Origin of the sequence: Bradyrhizobium sp. HKCCYLRH2015, from assembly GCF_051168215.1 — a bacterium.
Taxonomy (GTDB): Bacteria; Pseudomonadota; Alphaproteobacteria; order Rhizobiales; family Xanthobacteraceae; genus Bradyrhizobium.
Map to the genome: position 1 here is coordinate 1 of NZ_JBNPUO010000009.1, position 15250 is coordinate 15250.

Here is a 15250-nt window from a genome sequence, read left to right on the forward strand (position 1 = left end):
GTCGGCGTCGATCTGCGCGGCGAGTCCTATGGTCTCCTGATCGACCAGATCGGCGAGGTGCTGCGGCTGCCCGAGGAAGGCCGGGAGGAGAACCCCGTCAACCTCGACCCGCGCATGGCGAAGCTTGCCGGCGGCGTGCACCGCCTCGACGGCCAGCTGATGGTCATTCTCGACGTCGATCGCGTGCTCGAGCTCGCCGCCGACAAGATGGCGGCCTGAACACTGCAACGTGAGGGCAGCGGCGCATCAGGCGTCGTTGCATTGGACCCTGATCTCGTGAGGCTGAAATGAGAACTTGTCTGGTAGTTGACGATTCCAGCGTCATTCGAAAGGTGGCGCGACGCATTCTGGAAGGTCTGGATTTCCAGATCGTAGAAGCGGAGGACGGCGAGCAGGCGCTGGAGATCTGCAAGCGGGGCCTCCCGGATGCGGTGCTGCTCGACTGGAACATGCCCGTCATGGACGGCTACGAGTTCCTCGGCAACCTCCGACGCATGCCGGGCGGCGACGCGCCGAAGGTGGTGTTCTGCACGACCGAGAACGATGTCGCGCACATCGCGCGCGCGCTGCACGCCGGGGCCAACGAGTACATCATGAAGCCCTTCGACAAGGACATCGTGACCGCGAAGTTTCAGGAAGTCGGGCTGATCTGATCTCCGTTGCGTGCGTCGGTCCCGTGGTCATCCGGGCTTGCCGTCACCCCGTGCCTCTGTCCTGTTGGTGAACTATGAGCGTCGCGTTGGCCAGTTCTTCGATCCCAAGTTCGACCAGGCAGGAACCTCTCCGGGTGATGGTCGTGGACGATTCCGTGGTCATCCGCGGCATGATCTCGCGTTGGATCGCGTCTGAGCCCGACATGGTCGTGGCGGCGTCGCTGCGCACCGGCCTCGAAGCCGTGAACCAGATCGATCGCGTCAATCCCGACGTCGCCGTGCTCGACATCGAGATGCCCGAGCTCGACGGCATCGCCGCCCTGCCGAAGCTGCTTGCCAAGAAGAAGAACCTCGCCGTCATCATGGCGTCGACGCTGACCCGCCGCAACGCGGAGATCAGCTTCAAGGCGCTGTCGCTCGGCGCGGCCGACTACATCCCGAAGCCCGAGAGCACGCGCGAGGCCTCGGCGGCCGACAATTTCCACTACGATCTGATTCAGAAGATCCGCAATCTCGGCGCCAAGGCGCGCCGCGCCGCTCCCGCTCCGCATGCGCCGGCAGCCTCGCCGATCGTCCCGCAAGTCCAGGGGCTCCGGCCTGCGTCCACGGCGCGGCCGATGGTCGCCCCCGTGGCGCCCGCCGTGCCGACCCAGCTGGCGCGCCGCTCCTTCAGCTCGCAGATGCCGAAGGTGCTGCTGATCGGATCGTCGACCGGCGGCCCGCAGGCGCTGATGTCGCTGGTGACCGAGCTCGGCCCCGTGATCGATCGCTTTCCGGTGCTGATCACCCAGCACATGCCGCCGACCTTCACCACCATCCTCGCCGAACATCTGGCGCGCTCGAGCCGCCGGCCGGCCCACGAGGCCGTCGACGGTGAAGTGGTGAAGCCGGGTCAGATCTACCTTGCGCCCGGCGGCCGCCACATGCGTGTGGCGCGCCATGGCGCCGATGTGGTGATCGCGCTCGACAACGGTCCTCCGGTCAATTTCTGCAAGCCCGCCGTCGATCCCTTGTTCATGTCGGCGATCGAGGTCTGGCAGGGCTCGACCCTGGCCGTGATCCTCACCGGCATGGGATCCGACGGCATGCGCGGCGGCAAGGACATCGTCGCCGCCGGCGGCAGCGTGATCGCGCAGGACGAGGCGACCAGCGTGGTCTGGGGCATGCCGGGCGCAGCCGCCAATGCCGGCATCTGCGCGGCCGTCCTTCCCTTGAATCAGATTGGACCGAAGCTGGTTCGTCTGTTTGCTGGAGACCGTTCGTGACACCCCTGGACTATGAGTTCTTGCGTAAGGTCCTGAAAGATCGCTCCGGCCTCGATCTGTCGGCCGATAAGCAGTACCTGGTCGAAAGCCGGTTGCTGCCGCTGGCCCGCCGCTCCAACCTGCCGGGCATCACGGAGCTGGTGCAGAAGATCAAGAGCGGCGCGGAGCAGCTCACGACGCAGGTGGTCGAGGCGATGACCACCAACGAGACGTTCTTCTTTCGCGACAAGATTCCGTTCGATCATCTCCGTGAGGGCATCCTGCCGGCGCTGATCCAGTCGCGCGCCAATCGTCGTTCCCTGCGCATCTGGTCGGCCGCCTGCTCGACCGGACAGGAGCCGTATTCAATCGCGATGTGCCTGCGGGAGCATGGCGCGGCGCTGGCCGGCTGGCGCATCGAGATCGTCGCCACCGACCTGTCGCAGGAGGTGCTGGAGAAATCGAAGGCCGGCCTCTACAGCCAGTTCGAGGTGCAGCGTGGATTGCCGATCCAGCTGCTGGTGAAATATTTCACGCAGCTCGGCGAGCTCTGGCAGCTCAGCGCCGACATTCGCGGCATGGTCCAGCACCGCCAGCTCAATCTGCTGCAGGACTTCTCGCATCTCGGCAAGTTCGACATCATCTTCTGCCGCAACGTGCTGATCTATTTCGACCAGGATACCAAGGCCTCGATCTTCGAGCGGATGGCCAAGGTGATGGAGCCGGACGGCACGCTGTTGCTGGGAGCCGCCGAATCGGTCGTCGGCATCACGGACGCGTTCAGGCCCAACCAGGAGCGGCGGGGTCTGTACCAGATCAATCCGGTGCGCAGTCCGCGCGGCGGCGCGGCGCTGCTGCCCGGCCTCAAGGTGGTCGCGGCGCGCTGAGGCCGGCCAGCACCGTCTATGACCGGGGCGCTTCGACCGGTCGTGCGGCCGGCCGTTCCGTCCCGCGTGCGTCCGTCCCGCGCGGGCGGCCAGCCGTTTCTGCGCCCGCAGGCCGCCTTTCGGAGCAAATCTCGCCGGCCCCATGGAACTTTTAGGTTCCCGACGCGTTTACTCGCCTTGGTGCGGGCTCATGCGTGTTGAATTGATGGCGGGGGATTTGATGAAAACGAGTGTGCGTCCTCGAATCGTGACGCGGGATCTCCCTGTCATCGCCAAATCGCCGACCGGGATCGACGGCCTCGACGAGGTCACCTTCGGTGGCCTGCCGCAAGGGCGGCCGACGCTGCTGTGCGGCGCGGCCGGCTGCGGCAAGACGTTGTTCGCGATGACGTTTCTCTACAATGGCGCAGTCGCCTATGACGAGCCGGGCGTGTTCATCGCGTTCGAGGAGCAGCCCGAGGACCTGATCAAGAACGTCGGCTCGCTCAGCTACGACATCGACAGGCTGATCGAGCAGAAGAAGATCGTGGTCGACCACATCCATCTCGATCGCAACGAGATCGAGGAGGCCGGCGACTACGATCTCGACGGCCTGTTCATCCGCATCGGCTTCGCGATCGATTCGATCGGCGCCAAGCGCGTCGTGATCGATACGATCGAGACCCTGTTCGGCGGCCTCGACAACCAGGCGGTGCTCCGCTCCGAGTTGCGCCGGCTGTTCGAATGGCTGAAGAGCAAGGGCGTCACCGCCATCATCACCGGCGAGCGCGGTGACGGTACGCTGACGCGCTACGGCCTCGAGGAATACGTCGCCGACTGCGTCATCCTGCTCGACAACCGCGTGCATGATCAGCTCTCGACGCGCCGGCTGCGCGTGGTGAAGTACCGCGGCACGGCGCACGGCACCAACGAATACCCCTTCATCATCGACCAGGAAGGCATCACGGTGATGCCGATCACCTCGTCGGGCCTCGCGCATGATGCGTGGACGGAGCGGGTCTCCACCGGCATTGCCGATCTCGACGAGATGCTCGAAGGCCAGGGCTACTACAAGGGGTCGAGCATCCTGATCTCGGGCATGGCCGGCTCGGGCAAGTCGACGGTGTCGGCACACTTTGCCAATTCGATCTGCAGGAGCGGGCAACGCTGCATCTATTTCGCGCTGGAGGAATCCCCGCAGCAGATCATCCGCAACATGAGGTCGGTCGGGCTCGACCTGCAGCAATGGGTCGATCGCGGCCTGCTGCGGTTCTCGGCGCGGCGCCCCAATCTGTACGGACTGGAAACGCACCTCGCCGCGATGCATCGCGAGGTCAAGGAGTTCGATCCCGCGGCTGTCGTGGTCGATCCCATCTCGGCGCTCATGGGCGCCGGCGTTGCCGGCGACGTGCATTCGATGACGCTGCGCCTGATCGACTTCCTGAAGGCGCGCGGCGTCACGGCGCTGTTCACCAATCTCGGCGCCGGCGGCGCCGAGACGGCGACCACGGAGATGCAGATCTCATCGCTCACCGACACCTGGCTGCTGCTCTACAATCGCGAGAGCAACGGTGAGCACAATCGCCAGCTCTACCTGTTGAAGTCGCGCGGCATGGCGCATTCCAACCAGGTCCGCGAATTCCTGATGGGTGCCGACGGCATCTCGCTGCGCGAGGTCTATGTCGGCCCGGAGGGCGTGCTCACGGGATCGGCGAGGGTGGCGCAGGAGGCGAGAGATCGCGTCGAGCGCCTTCTGCGCACGCAGGAGACGGAACGCCGCACGCGCGAGATCGAACGTCGCCGCCGCGACCTCGCGGCTCAGATCGAAACGCTCAAGGCTCAACTGGCCAACGAGGAAAGCGAAATGGAGCTCATCAATCTGGAAGGTGCGGCTCGCGACGATCAGCGTGAAGCCGCTCGCCGGGCGCAGGTCGAGAGCCGCTCGTCCCGGCGCGGTCCGCGCTCCCCCGCCAACCCGCTGACATCCAGCAAATGATGGCCGCTCCGATGGAACAGGATGGCTACAATCTCCGGCTCTATGTTGCCGGTCAGACCCCGAAATCGCTGGCGGCGCTCGCCAATCTCAAGAAGCTGTGCGAGACGCATCTGCCGGGCCGCTATACCATCGAGGTGATCGACCTGATGAAGGACCCGGCCCTCGCGCAACGCGACCAGATCGTTGCGATCCCGACCTTGATCCGTCAACTGCCCGAGCCCCTCAAGCGAATCATCGGCGATCTCTCCAATGCGGAGAAGGTGCTGGTTGGTCTGGACATCGCACCGAGCTGAACGGAGGACGCGTGGCATCAACAGACGCGATGCAGGCGGGACGGCCGCGTAACGAGGCGGAAGAGACGGTCGAGGCCATTCATCGCGGCAACGTCGATGCCGTGGTGGTGCAGGGCCCGACCGGACCCCAGGTCATCATGCTGCAGGGCGCGGACGCGCCCTATCATGTGCTGGTCGAGCGCATGAGCGACGGCGCGCTGACGCTCGATGCCGACGGCTGCATCGTCTATGTCAATTCCAGGCTGTGCGCGCTGACCGGCCTCGACGCCCAGGAGCTGGTGGGACGCAGCTTCGCCTCGCTGTTCGCTGGAGCAGTGCCCGAGCAGCGCGCCGACGATGCCATGACCGACGCGCAGCTGCGCCGCGCCGATGGCGGCCAGCTGCCGGTGTCGGTGTGGATGCGGCAGATGGCGATGGGCGGCGTCGTCGCCACGCTCGTGACCTTGACGGACATGTCGATTCAGCGGCGCGCCGAGGAGGTCGCCAATGCCGAGCGCTTCGCGCGCTCGATCCTGGAGCAGGCGACCGATGCGGTCGTGGTGCTGGCGCTCGACGGCCGGATCACCCATGCGAGCTGGGTCGCCGAGCAGCTCGCGGAACGACCGCCGGTCGGCCAGTTGTTTTCGGAAGCGTTCCCGCTCGACGGGCAGAGCGCCAGCCAGGAAAGTACGTTGACGCGGTTCTCGCGCGAGAGCCTGGATCAGGCGTTGGCGACCAAGCCCTTCCATGGCGTCGAGGTCGCCTTGCGCAATGCGGCCGCGTCGGGGCGGTCGTTCCTGCTGTCGGGCGGACCCCTGGTGAACGATCTCAAGGAGGCGGTCGGCTCGATCGTCACCCTCACCGACATCACCGAGCGCAAGCGCGCGGAGGAGCAGCAGACCGTGCTGGTCGCCGAGCTCAATCACCGGGTCAAGAACATCCTGGCGATCGTGCAGTCGGTGGCGGGGCAGACCTTGCGGACCTCACCGTCGCTGCCGGCCTTCAACAAGGCGTTCTCCGGGCGCATCCAGGCGGTCTCGATCGCGCACGACATCCTGACGCAGACCCGCTGGATCGGCATCGGGCTGAACGAGTTGCTCACCACCGTGCTGGCGCCCTACGGCATCGGCGAAGGGCGCATCGCCATCGACGGCCCGCCGGTTCTGCTGGAGGCACGGCTCGTTCTGCCGCTCTCGATGGTGCTGCACGAGCTTGCGACCAACGCCTCCAAATATGGCGCGTTGTCCGCCCCCCACGGCCAGGTCACGATCTCCTGGCGCCTGCGCGACGATCGCCGCCGGCTCGAGCTGGTCTGGCTGGAGCGCGGCGGACCGCTGATCGAAGGCGGCGGCGCGCGGGGCTTCGGCACCACGCTGATCGACCGCGTCGTCCGCTTCGACCTCGATGGCGAAGCTCTGCTGGATTTCGAGCCCGCCGGAATTCGCTGCTCGCTGACCTTTGCGCTGACCGCGGAGACGACCCCCGAACATCTGCCGGCATCGGCCGTGCAGCCGGACTGATGACTTGAGCGGTCGCGTCCGGATCCCTGCCTCAGCGCGCGGTCGGAATCGAGCCTGGCGCCTTGCGGCGCCATACATCGTGATCCCTTTCCGTCGCCTCACGCGCGGCGCGCGCAGCTCGACGCAGCCAGCCGGAACCGCGCTTCCCGAGGTCCGCCGCGATCTCGGCGCCGGCGCGGCGGTCGGCGGCATGGATGGAGGCGAGGTCGGTGCCCATCCCGCGCAGGAGCTCGAGCTTGAGATCGGCACCGGCCTCCTTGCCGAGATCGATCTTGCGCGAGTCGGCAGACAGGCGCCGGACCACGTAGTCTCCGTCGTTGGTTCTGTGAACGTGCAGGAATGGATCGGGTGCGCGATAGGTCCCGGTCGACAGCGCGACGAATCTGTGCGGCGGCGCCGGCTTCGGCTGCGTCCCGCTCTTCGTCCTGTTCTCCGTCCTGTTCTTGGCCCAGGTCCAGGCCGAAGGGACCAGCGCCTTGGCCTCGCGGACGATGCGGCCGCCGCGCCATGTCGCGACGACGACGTAGCGCGGACGTCCGCGGCTGCCGCCGCCGGCGAAGCGGCGGAAGAACGCTGCAGTCTCCACCTGTTCCGGAAGGCTGGCGGTGAGCAGCTTCCGCACCGCGGCTGGAATCGCATCGGCGGCCGCGAGGCCGTCGATCTCCTCCCAGAATGCGCGGCGGCAATCATCCGAGCATTTGACGTAGCGCCTGATCCAGCTCTCATGCTCGTCGAGCAGCGCCGGCCGCGGATCCTTGAGGCCGTCGCGATAGCCTTGGAGGATCGCGTCTGCCGCGTCGCGGCTGTCGATTGCCATGTCGGGCGCGAGCTCGATGCTGGTCGTGAGCCGGACCAGATCGAAGGCGTAGGGCATCCTCGCGGCCTCGTCGAAATCGTTGACACCCCACACCCAGCGCCCGTCGGCGTCGCGCCACGTGCCGAAATTCTCCAGATGGATGTCGCCGACGCACAGCGCGACCGGAGCCTCGGCCAGCTCCGGGCAGATCTCCTCGATGCGCTGCGCCCAGCGATAGTAGCTGGCGCGCAGCAGGGCGAACGGCGACTTTCGCATGCGCCGGTGCTTGGTGAGGAGGTCGTCCTCGATCACCTTGCATTGGCTGCGAAGCCAGGCCTCGTAGGCCACGGTATCCTCGATGATGGACACGCGATGCCTCCCGATGCACGGGGCGTGAGCGAAGCGTTATGAGTTGCGTTGACGGCGAACGAACGTGGCCTCGCACATCGCGCGCAGCGCGCGCTCGTCGAACGGCTTGGCGAGCCGGGCCAGGCCGCGGAACTCCGGCGGAAACAGCGTCGCGTCGTCATAGCCGGAGGTGATGACGATCCTGAGCTCGCGCGCCATCAGCTGCGGCAGCACGGCGAAGATCTGCTCGCCGCGCAGGTTGACGTCGAGCAGCGCGCCGTCCAGGCCGCCGCGCTCGGCCTCGCGCAGCACGTCGCCGACGCGCGAGACGGGACCGACCACCTCGCAGCCGAACCCCTGCAACACCGTTTCCAGCTCGAGCGCGATCAGGCCCTCGTCCTCGGCGACCAGGATGCGCAAGCCTTCGAGTTCGGTCTTGTCCGTCGCCATGCCTCGTCCCGGCCATGCGCGCCCAATCGCGCAGGGAATTCGCCCTCGGTCCTATCTAATGCTCTCGACCGGCGTGTCGAGGCGTTTTCGCCGGCCGTCGTTAATATCCTACAGGATGGCGTGCGGCAAAAAGCGCGAGCGGTTGCCGGTGATCGGGCTCGTGTCCTCGCGGATCGACAGGCCGCAGGGCTGATGGTCGACGAGCCAGCTGCCGATCACCGGGAACACACCGCCGAAATCCGGCAGCGGCGCCAGCGCCTGGCGGATGAAGCCTTCGGCGCCGTAGGGCCCGTCCTGCGCCGAGACGGCGACGCCGTCGGACACCAGGCTGACATTGGCGCCCTCGCGCGAATAGATCGGCTTGCGCACGAAGCTCGGGCCGAGGCTGGCGGCCTTCGGATCGTCCTCGAAATAGGCCGGCAGCAGGTTCGGATGGCCTTCGTGCATCTGCCAGAGCAGCGGCAGGATGCCCTTGTTGGACAGGATGGCCTTCCACGGCGGCTCGATCCATTGCGTCGGCGCCTGCGCGAGCTTGGCGCCGAACGCATCGCGAAACATCCATTCCCAGGGATACAGCTTGAAGGCGAGCGCGATGTCCTCGTCGTCGAGATCGACGAAGCCGCCGGTCTCGCGCCAGCCGATGTCGGCGACGTCAAGGATGGTTGTCGTCAGGCCTCCTTGGGCTGCCGTGTCGGCCAGATAGGCCAGGGTCGTGGCGTCCTCGGCGTTGGCGGTCAGCCCGGCCAGATGCACGCGGCGCCGCTTGCCGAGGGCGCACCAGCGCTCGATCAGGCGCTCATGGATCGAGTTGTACTGGTCCGCGCGCCCCGGCAGGATGCGGCGCTCGATCGCCTGCTCGAGCCAGGTCCATTGAAACACCGCGGCCTCGAAGATCGAGGTCGGCGTGTCCGCGTTGTATTCGAGCAGCTTCGCCGGCGTCCGGCCGCCCTGATAGCTGAGGTCGAACCGCCCGTAGAGGCTGCCGTCCCTCCGGCGCCAGCTGTCCGCCAACAGCGGCCAGACCGCCTGCGGGATCTTCAGCCGGCGCAGCAGCGCCTCGTCGCCGACGACACGCGCGACCAGCGCGAGGCACATCTGCTCGAGCTCCGCCGTCGGCTCCTCGATGCCGAGCTCGATCTCGGCGATCGTGAATGCGTAGTAGGCGCGCTCGTCCCAATAGCGCTCGCCGTCGAGCTCGCAGAAGTCGAATCCGCACCGCGCCGCCGTCTCGCGCCAGTCGTCACGCTCGGGACAGGAGATGCGCTGCATCGGCGTCAGCCCCGGGCATCGGCAGGCATGCCGTGCCCATTGCAACAGGGCGCAGCACGGCCGCGGCCGTCATCGATGATGCGGCCATGATCACGCCCGCGCGGTCCCGGCGCCGTCCCGCGTCGGTGACCACGCGATCGCTTGCCAGCAAGATGATGCAAGGCGGCGGCGGTCACCGCGGCCCTGATCGTCGCCCGCACCACCCGGTGCGGACGTTGCATCGGATCATTTCCGATGAGTCGGTAGGCCAGTTTTTTATGATTTTGAGTCTGTGTCAAAGATCCGAATCCAAGATAGCAGCATGAACGCGGTGTTTTCACGGCGCCGGCGCGACGAAAATCAGCCGCCGCCTCCGAGGCCGTGCCCGAACGAGCCGAAGCCGCCGCGCGAGACATGGGTGGAGGAGGCCTCGGCGACATGGCCCGAGCCGCTGCTTCTGGAATCACCGTCGCTGCTGGAAAATCCCCAGCGGCCGGAGCCGCTGCCGCCGCCACCACCGCCGCTCGAGCGGCGTGTCGTGCATTCGCCGGTCTGCGGCTGGCCGGCCATCGTCGGCGTCTCGGCGCCTGGCTGCGGGCAGCTCTGCTGCCGCGGCATCAGCGCATAGGCCGTGCTGCCGACGGCGAGCGTGCCCATCAAGAGCAGCGCAACATGGCCGGAGCGCTTCACCGGCGGCGTCGCGGGCGGGGGCGGCATCGGCCGGCGCTTGCCGAATTCGCGGCGTTTCTCGGCCATGGTCAGATGATCATCGAGGCGGCGTTCAGCGCGCCGGCGGAAAGCGATGCGAGACCGAGCCAGATCGCCGAAGCCAGCTCGCCGGCGACGATGCGCTGGGCGAGATCCGGCACCGGAATGCGGACGAGGTAGTAGACGATCACCTGTACGATCAGCGCGACCAGCGCCCAGATCAGGCAGTCCAGCACGTTGGCGGAATGGGCGATGGCGCTGACCAGCGGCAGGGTGAAGCCGAGCAGGCTGAGGCCGAGCGCGATCGCGGCCGAGGGGTGATTGTCCCGGATCAGCTGGAATTCATTGTAGGGCGTGACGCGGGTGTAGACGAAGAGGTAGGCCGTCACCGCGACCAGCGCGGTACAGAAATAGACCAGGAAGGCCGGCAGGCCGGCGAGCGATTGCAGGATCATGATCGGGCCAGGCGTGAGGAGCTCTCATCTGTCGCGATGCCAGCATGCCCGGTTCGACGTGAACAAAGTCTATCCGCCCTTCGCCAGGTCCTGCCTGGCCTGGTCCAGCATCTGCAGCACCGAATCGCCGGTCTTGCGGGTGTGCTCGGAGAGCGCCTGCGCGAAGCCGGCGCCGTCTCGGGCCCGCAGCAACGCCATGAAGGCCTCGTGCTCCCGGATCGACTCGTCCCAGCGCCGCGCGTCGTAGTTGGCCACGGCGCGGGCGCGGAAGACGCTCGCGTGCAGCGTGCTCCACATGTTGAGCAGCACGGCGTTGCCGGCGAGCCTGGTGATCTCGGCATGGATCTGCTGGTTGAGCCGGAAATAGGCGGCGCGCTCGGCGGCACGATGCAGCGCCACCAGCTCGGCATGTAGGGCGTCGAGCCTGGCAAGGTCGTCCGCCGTCGCACGCGCGGCCGCGGCGCGGCCCGCGGCGGCATCGAGCGACACCATCACGTCGAAGATCTCGGCAATCTCGTTTGCGTCGATGGGCGTCACCACGGGCGTGCGATGCGGCCGCAGCTCGATGAGGCCTTCGGCGGCGAGGATCTTGAAGGCCTCGCGCAGCGGCGTGCGCGACACGCCGAAGGTCTCGCACAGCATGCGCTCGGGCAAGGCAGCGCCGGCGGCGAGCTCGCCGTCCACGATCATCTCGCGCACCCTGGCGACGACCTGATCGTGCAGCGACAGCCGCTCGAGCGGCCGCTTGGAGTGGTCGGACGACAGCTTCAGCCGGGCCGGCTTGAAGCGCGTCTTCAGTCTGGGCCGGGGTGCCGGTGGGGTCATGGGGGCGCGGCTGCTCCGCTGCGAGATGCCTGAAATTCGGGCGATGCGCCCGCGGATCAGGCAGGTTCTTCAAAATTGAAGTGTCATTACATACTGATCTTATTGTATAAAATCAACATTGCATATCGCATCCAGTTGGCACGTCGCTTGCTGATGAGAGCCCAAGCCATGAGAGACAAGCCCGTGGATCGACCTGCCCTGGAGATGGATGTGAAACGTTTCGTGCTGCTCATTCTTGCCCTGTTGGCGCTGCCCTCGCTCAGCTTCGCCGACGACGCCCCCAAGATCAAACTCGGCTACGCCAAATGCGCGCATTGCACGCCGATGTCGCTGACGCCGCAATTCGCGGAGGGCGTCGCGATCGATGCCGTCAGCTTCAACACCGGCACGGACGCGCTGACCGCCCTGGTGTCGAAGAATATCGACGTCGCGCAGGTGACCTATCTGCACTACGCCATCGCGCTCGACAAAGGCTTCGACGTCGTCGCCATCTCCGGCCAGGTCAATGGCGGCTCGGCGATGCTGCTCGCCAACGACATCGAGATTCCGCAGGGCGACTGGAGCGCCTTGAAGGCGCTGATCGCCAAGTACAAGGCCGACGGCAAGCCGTTCCGCGTCGCCGCCTCGCGCGGCAATGCGCAGGACATCCACATGCGCGGCGCCTTCGCCAAGCAGGGCATCGACATCAACAAGGACGTGCAGTTCGTCAACATTCCCAATCCGTCCGATCATCTGCAGGCGCTGCGCCGCGGCGAGGTCGAGCTGATCTGCACGGTCGAGCCGTTTGCCACCCAGATCATGCAGGCCAAGGCGGCGAAGTTCTTCGGCTTCCCCTACGACCAGGCCGCCGGCAAGCTCACCAACCTGATCCTGACCCGCTCCGACGTCATCGCGTCGAACCCGAAGGCGCTGGAGGGCGTGGTGCGCGCGGTGGTCAAGGTCGATGCCCACATCGCCGCCGACAAGCCGGCGCTGATCGAGGTGATCTCCAAGATCACCGGCCTCGACAAGGCGATCGCCACCGGCGCGGTCGAAAATCTCGATCCCGATCCGAAGATGTACCGCGCCTCGGCGCTCGCCATCGCATCGATGATGCGCGACCTGAAATACATCAACTCGGACGTCACGGCCGCCGTCGAGAAGAACCTCGACTACCGCTTCCTGGAGGCGGCCACCGGCAAGCCGAAGACCGAGCTCGGCTACTGAGATGACGGCGCTCGCCCAGCTCAGGAAGCTCGACCGCGCCATCGTTCCCGTGCTGGTGCTCGCCGGCTGGGAGGCGTTCTCGCGCTCGGGGGCGCTGCCGGCAGCCTTGCTGCCGGCGCCGTCGACGGTGGTGTGGGCGTGGGCGGACTGGCTGGTCGGTACCGACGGCAACACCCAGACCTACAGCGCGCACTGGCTGGCCGACATGCTGGCCAGCCTGTCGCGCGTCGCGGCCGGCTTCGCCATCGCCACGGTGCTCGGCGTCGCGCTCGGCGTCGCCATCGGCTGGTCGCGCAAGACCGAGCTCATCATCGAGCCGACCTTGCAGATGCTCCGGCCGATCCCGCCGGTGTCGTGGATCCCGCTCGCCATCATCTGGTTCGGCATCGCCAACAAGCCGGCGATCTTCCTGGTGTTCCTTGGCGCGTTCTTTCCGATCCTGCTCAACACCATCCACGGCGTGAAGACCTGCGACCGCAACCTCATCCGCGCCGGCGCCATGGTCGGCGGCAGCGAGCGCAAGCTGCTGCGCTACATCGTGGTCCCAGCGGCCATGCCGAGCATCTTTGCAGGTCTGCGCATTGGCATCGGCTCGGCCTGGATGCTGACGGTGACCGCCGAAATGGTCGCGGTGAAGAGCGGGCTCGGCTATGTGCTGTGGGACAGCTACTACTTCCTGCGCTACGATCTGGTGCTGGCGGCGATGGCGAGCATCGGCCTGCTCGGCTTCTGCAGCGATCTCGCCATCCGCACCGTGATGGCGCGCGTGCTGCATTGGCAGCGCAACACCACGCTTCGCGGCGGAGAGTGAGCATGGCGACGATCGACATCTCCGGCGTCTCAAAGATCTTCACCGACAGGAAGCGCAATGCCGACGTCACCGCGCTGAGCGAGATCGACCTCTCCATCGCCCGCAACGAATTCGTCTGCCTGCTCGGGCCCTCCGGCTGCGGCAAGTCCACGCTGCTCAACATGATCGCCGGCTTCGAGCAGCCGAGCGCCGGCGGCGTCACGGTCGACGGACGGCCGGTCACCGCGCCCGGCGCCGATCGCGGCGTCGTGTTCCAGCACGCCAATCTGATGCCCTGGCTGCCGGTGTGGGAGAACGTCGCCTTCCATCTGCTGCTCGGCGGCGGCCAGAAGGCTGAGCGCCGCGCCCGCGCGCAGGTCTATATCGACATGGTCGGGCTCACCGGCTTCGAGAACCACTATCCGTCCGAGCTGTCGGGCGGCATGAACCAGCGTGTCGGCATCGCGCGGGCGCTGCTGATGAACCCGCAGGTCATCCTGATGGACGAGCCGTTCGGTGCGCTCGACGAGCAGACCCGCATGGACATGCAGACCGAGCTGGTGCGGATCTGGCAGCAGCACCAGGGCACGATCGTGTTCGTCACCCATGGCATCGACGAGGCGCTGACCTTGGGCACCCATGTGGCGGTGATGAGCGCCCGCCCCGGGCGCATCGTCGAGATCATCCCGATCGATCTGCCGCGGCCGCGGGATATCACCAGCCCGCAATTCAACGCGCTCAAGCGGCATATTCTCGCGTTGCTGCGTGGGGAGCGGGAGAGGGCGCTGGCATGATTGGCGCCTGTCTCCATGGTGCGGAGATTCTGAACCTACTCTCACAGTGGCGCCGAACCGCCGCATCACCGATGACGCGTGCTGTCGCGGCACGGGCGGTGCACCCTCTCCCCTTGTGGGAGAGGGTGGTTTCTCACGAAGTGAGAAACCGGGTGAGGGGTCTCTCTCCGCGGTCTCATCTGTCGAGGCAGACCCCTCACCCGAGCGAGGCCGCTGCACGTTCGTGCATGCCCTCTCCCACAAGGGGAGAGGGCATAGTCACCGGCGGATCGCCCGCTTCTGCTGTTCAAGTATTTCCCGATGGGCCGGAGTTGGCTATGGCAAAGGGATTCACTCACCCATGACCAAGCGCACCCTTCTCGGCATGCTGACGCCGTCGTCGAACACCGCGCTGGAGCCGATCACCTCGGCGATGGTCGCGAGCCTGCCCAACGTCTCGGCGCATTTCTCCCGCTTCAAGGTCACCGAGATTGCGCTGTCCACCGACGCGCTGGCGCAGTTCGACATCAGCAACATCCTGCGTGCCGCCGAGCTGCTCGCCCATGCCAAGGTCGACGTCATCGGCTGGAACGGCACCTCCTCGGGCTGGCTCGGCTTCGAGACCGACGTCCGCCTGTGCGAGCAGATCACGGCCGCGACCGGCATTCCCGCGACCACCTCGATGCTGGCGCTGAACGAGATCCTGGCGTCATCGAACGCCACGTCGCTCGGCCTCGTCACCCCCTATCGCGACGACGTGCAGGCGCGCATCATCGCCAATTATGCAAAGCTCGGCATTGCCTGCCGCGGCGACCGGCATCTCAATTTGCAGGACAATTTCTCCTTCGCCGAGGTGACGCCCGCGGAGATCGAGACCATGATCCGTGAGGTCGCGCGCGAGAAGCCGGATGCCATCGCGGTGGTCTGCACCAACATGCGCGCCGCGCCGCTGGCGGCGCGGCTCGAGCTGGAGACCGGCATTCCGATCCTCGACACCATCGCCACCGTGGTATGGAAGTCGCTGAAATTGGCGGGTACGGATCCCCGCGGCGTTAGCGGGTGGGGATCGCTGTTTCAGAGATTCGCCTGAGATTGGGAGA

17 protein-coding genes are annotated in these 15250 nt (G+C 66.6%); 11 read left to right on the forward strand and 6 right to left on the reverse strand.

Going from position 1 to position 15250, the window contains the following annotated elements; all coding sequences use genetic code 11:
- The 7 genes from ACQR1H_RS22990 to ACQR1H_RS23020 form a co-directional block, all read left to right on the forward strand.
- On the forward strand, window positions 1-219 hold a 219-nt coding region (locus tag ACQR1H_RS22990), incomplete at its 5' end, for a chemotaxis protein CheW (protein ID WP_434908229.1).
- 68 nt (window positions 220-287) lie between these two features.
- Window positions 288-653: a response regulator gene (locus tag ACQR1H_RS22995; RefSeq protein WP_006613312.1), complete on the forward strand. Its 366-nt coding sequence runs from the start codon at window positions 288-290 to the stop codon at window positions 651-653.
- Between the two features lie 74 nt (window positions 654-727).
- Window positions 728-1918, forward strand: coding sequence for a protein-glutamate methylesterase/protein-glutamine glutaminase (locus ACQR1H_RS23000; protein WP_434890721.1), 1191 nt, complete (start codon window positions 728-730; stop codon window positions 1916-1918).
- On the forward strand, window positions 1915-2784 hold the full coding sequence (locus ACQR1H_RS23005; protein ID WP_316237638.1) for a CheR family methyltransferase: 870 nt from the start codon (window positions 1915-1917) through the stop codon (window positions 2782-2784). Before ACQR1H_RS23000 ends, ACQR1H_RS23005 begins: the two co-directional genes overlap by 4 nt.
- A 220-nt stretch (window positions 2785-3004) precedes the next feature.
- Entirely contained in the window at window positions 3005-4759 is a 1755-nt protein-coding gene (gene kaiC, locus ACQR1H_RS23010) for a circadian clock protein KaiC (protein ID WP_434908230.1), read from the forward strand.
- Complete coding sequence (locus ACQR1H_RS23015) at window positions 4756-5052, forward strand: circadian clock KaiB family protein (RefSeq protein ID WP_315803219.1); 297 nt, start codon at window positions 4756-4758, stop codon at window positions 5050-5052. Before kaiC ends, ACQR1H_RS23015 begins: the two co-directional genes overlap by 4 nt.
- 11 nt (window positions 5053-5063) lie before the next feature.
- The gene (locus ACQR1H_RS23020; protein WP_434908231.1) at window positions 5064-6551 is read left to right on the forward strand and encodes an HWE histidine kinase domain-containing protein; all 1488 of its coding nucleotides are present in this window, start codon (window positions 5064-5066) and stop codon (window positions 6549-6551) included.
- 31 nt (window positions 6552-6582) lie between these two features.
- Here ACQR1H_RS23020 and ACQR1H_RS23025 read toward each other — a convergent pair whose 3' ends face one another.
- The 6 genes from ACQR1H_RS23025 to ACQR1H_RS23050 form a co-directional block, all read right to left on the reverse strand.
- A complete protein-coding gene (locus ACQR1H_RS23025; protein WP_434908232.1) occupies window positions 6583-7716 on the reverse strand; it encodes a DUF2252 family protein in 1134 nt (377 codons plus the stop codon).
- A gap of 36 nt (window positions 7717-7752) precedes the next feature.
- Window positions 7753-8145, reverse strand: a complete 393-nt coding sequence (locus tag ACQR1H_RS23030) for a hypothetical protein (RefSeq protein WP_316237634.1) — start codon at window positions 8143-8145, stop codon at window positions 7753-7755.
- Window positions 8146-8253: 108 nt separating this feature from the next.
- Window positions 8254-9414, reverse strand: coding sequence for a glutathionylspermidine synthase family protein (locus tag ACQR1H_RS23035; RefSeq protein ID WP_434908233.1), 1161 nt, complete (start codon window positions 9412-9414; stop codon window positions 8254-8256).
- Window positions 9415-9753: 339 nt separating this feature from the next.
- Window positions 9754-10149: a hypothetical protein gene (locus ACQR1H_RS23040; RefSeq protein WP_434908234.1), complete on the reverse strand. Its 396-nt coding sequence runs from the start codon at window positions 10147-10149 to the stop codon at window positions 9754-9756.
- Window positions 10150-10151: 2 nt separating this feature from the next.
- Window positions 10152-10556, reverse strand: a complete 405-nt coding sequence (locus ACQR1H_RS23045; RefSeq protein ID WP_315757399.1) for a DUF350 domain-containing protein — start codon at window positions 10554-10556, stop codon at window positions 10152-10154.
- A gap of 69 nt (window positions 10557-10625) precedes the next feature.
- Window positions 10626-11381 carry a GntR family transcriptional regulator gene (locus tag ACQR1H_RS23050; RefSeq protein ID WP_316216659.1) on the reverse strand — a complete coding sequence of 252 codons (756 nt, stop codon included), beginning with the start codon at window positions 11379-11381 and terminating at the stop codon, window positions 10626-10628.
- 204 nt (window positions 11382-11585) lie between these two features.
- On the opposite strand from ACQR1H_RS23050, the gene ACQR1H_RS23055 reads away from it, so the two are divergent.
- From ACQR1H_RS23055 to ACQR1H_RS23070, 4 genes are all read left to right on the forward strand, one after another.
- A complete protein-coding gene (locus ACQR1H_RS23055) occupies window positions 11586-12587 on the forward strand; it encodes an ABC transporter substrate-binding protein (protein WP_434908342.1) in 1002 nt (333 codons plus the stop codon).
- 1 nt (window position 12588) lies between these two features.
- The gene (locus tag ACQR1H_RS23060) at window positions 12589-13398 is read left to right on the forward strand and encodes an ABC transporter permease (protein WP_316177492.1); all 810 of its coding nucleotides are present in this window, start codon (window positions 12589-12591) and stop codon (window positions 13396-13398) included.
- 2 nt (window positions 13399-13400) lie between these two features.
- Window positions 13401-14171, forward strand: a complete 771-nt coding sequence (locus ACQR1H_RS23065) for an ABC transporter ATP-binding protein (RefSeq protein WP_434908235.1) — start codon at window positions 13401-13403, stop codon at window positions 14169-14171.
- 340 nt (window positions 14172-14511) lie between these two features.
- A complete protein-coding gene (locus ACQR1H_RS23070; RefSeq protein ID WP_316177496.1) occupies window positions 14512-15240 on the forward strand; it encodes a maleate cis-trans isomerase family protein in 729 nt (242 codons plus the stop codon).
- Window positions 15241-15250 lie beyond the last annotated feature (10 nt).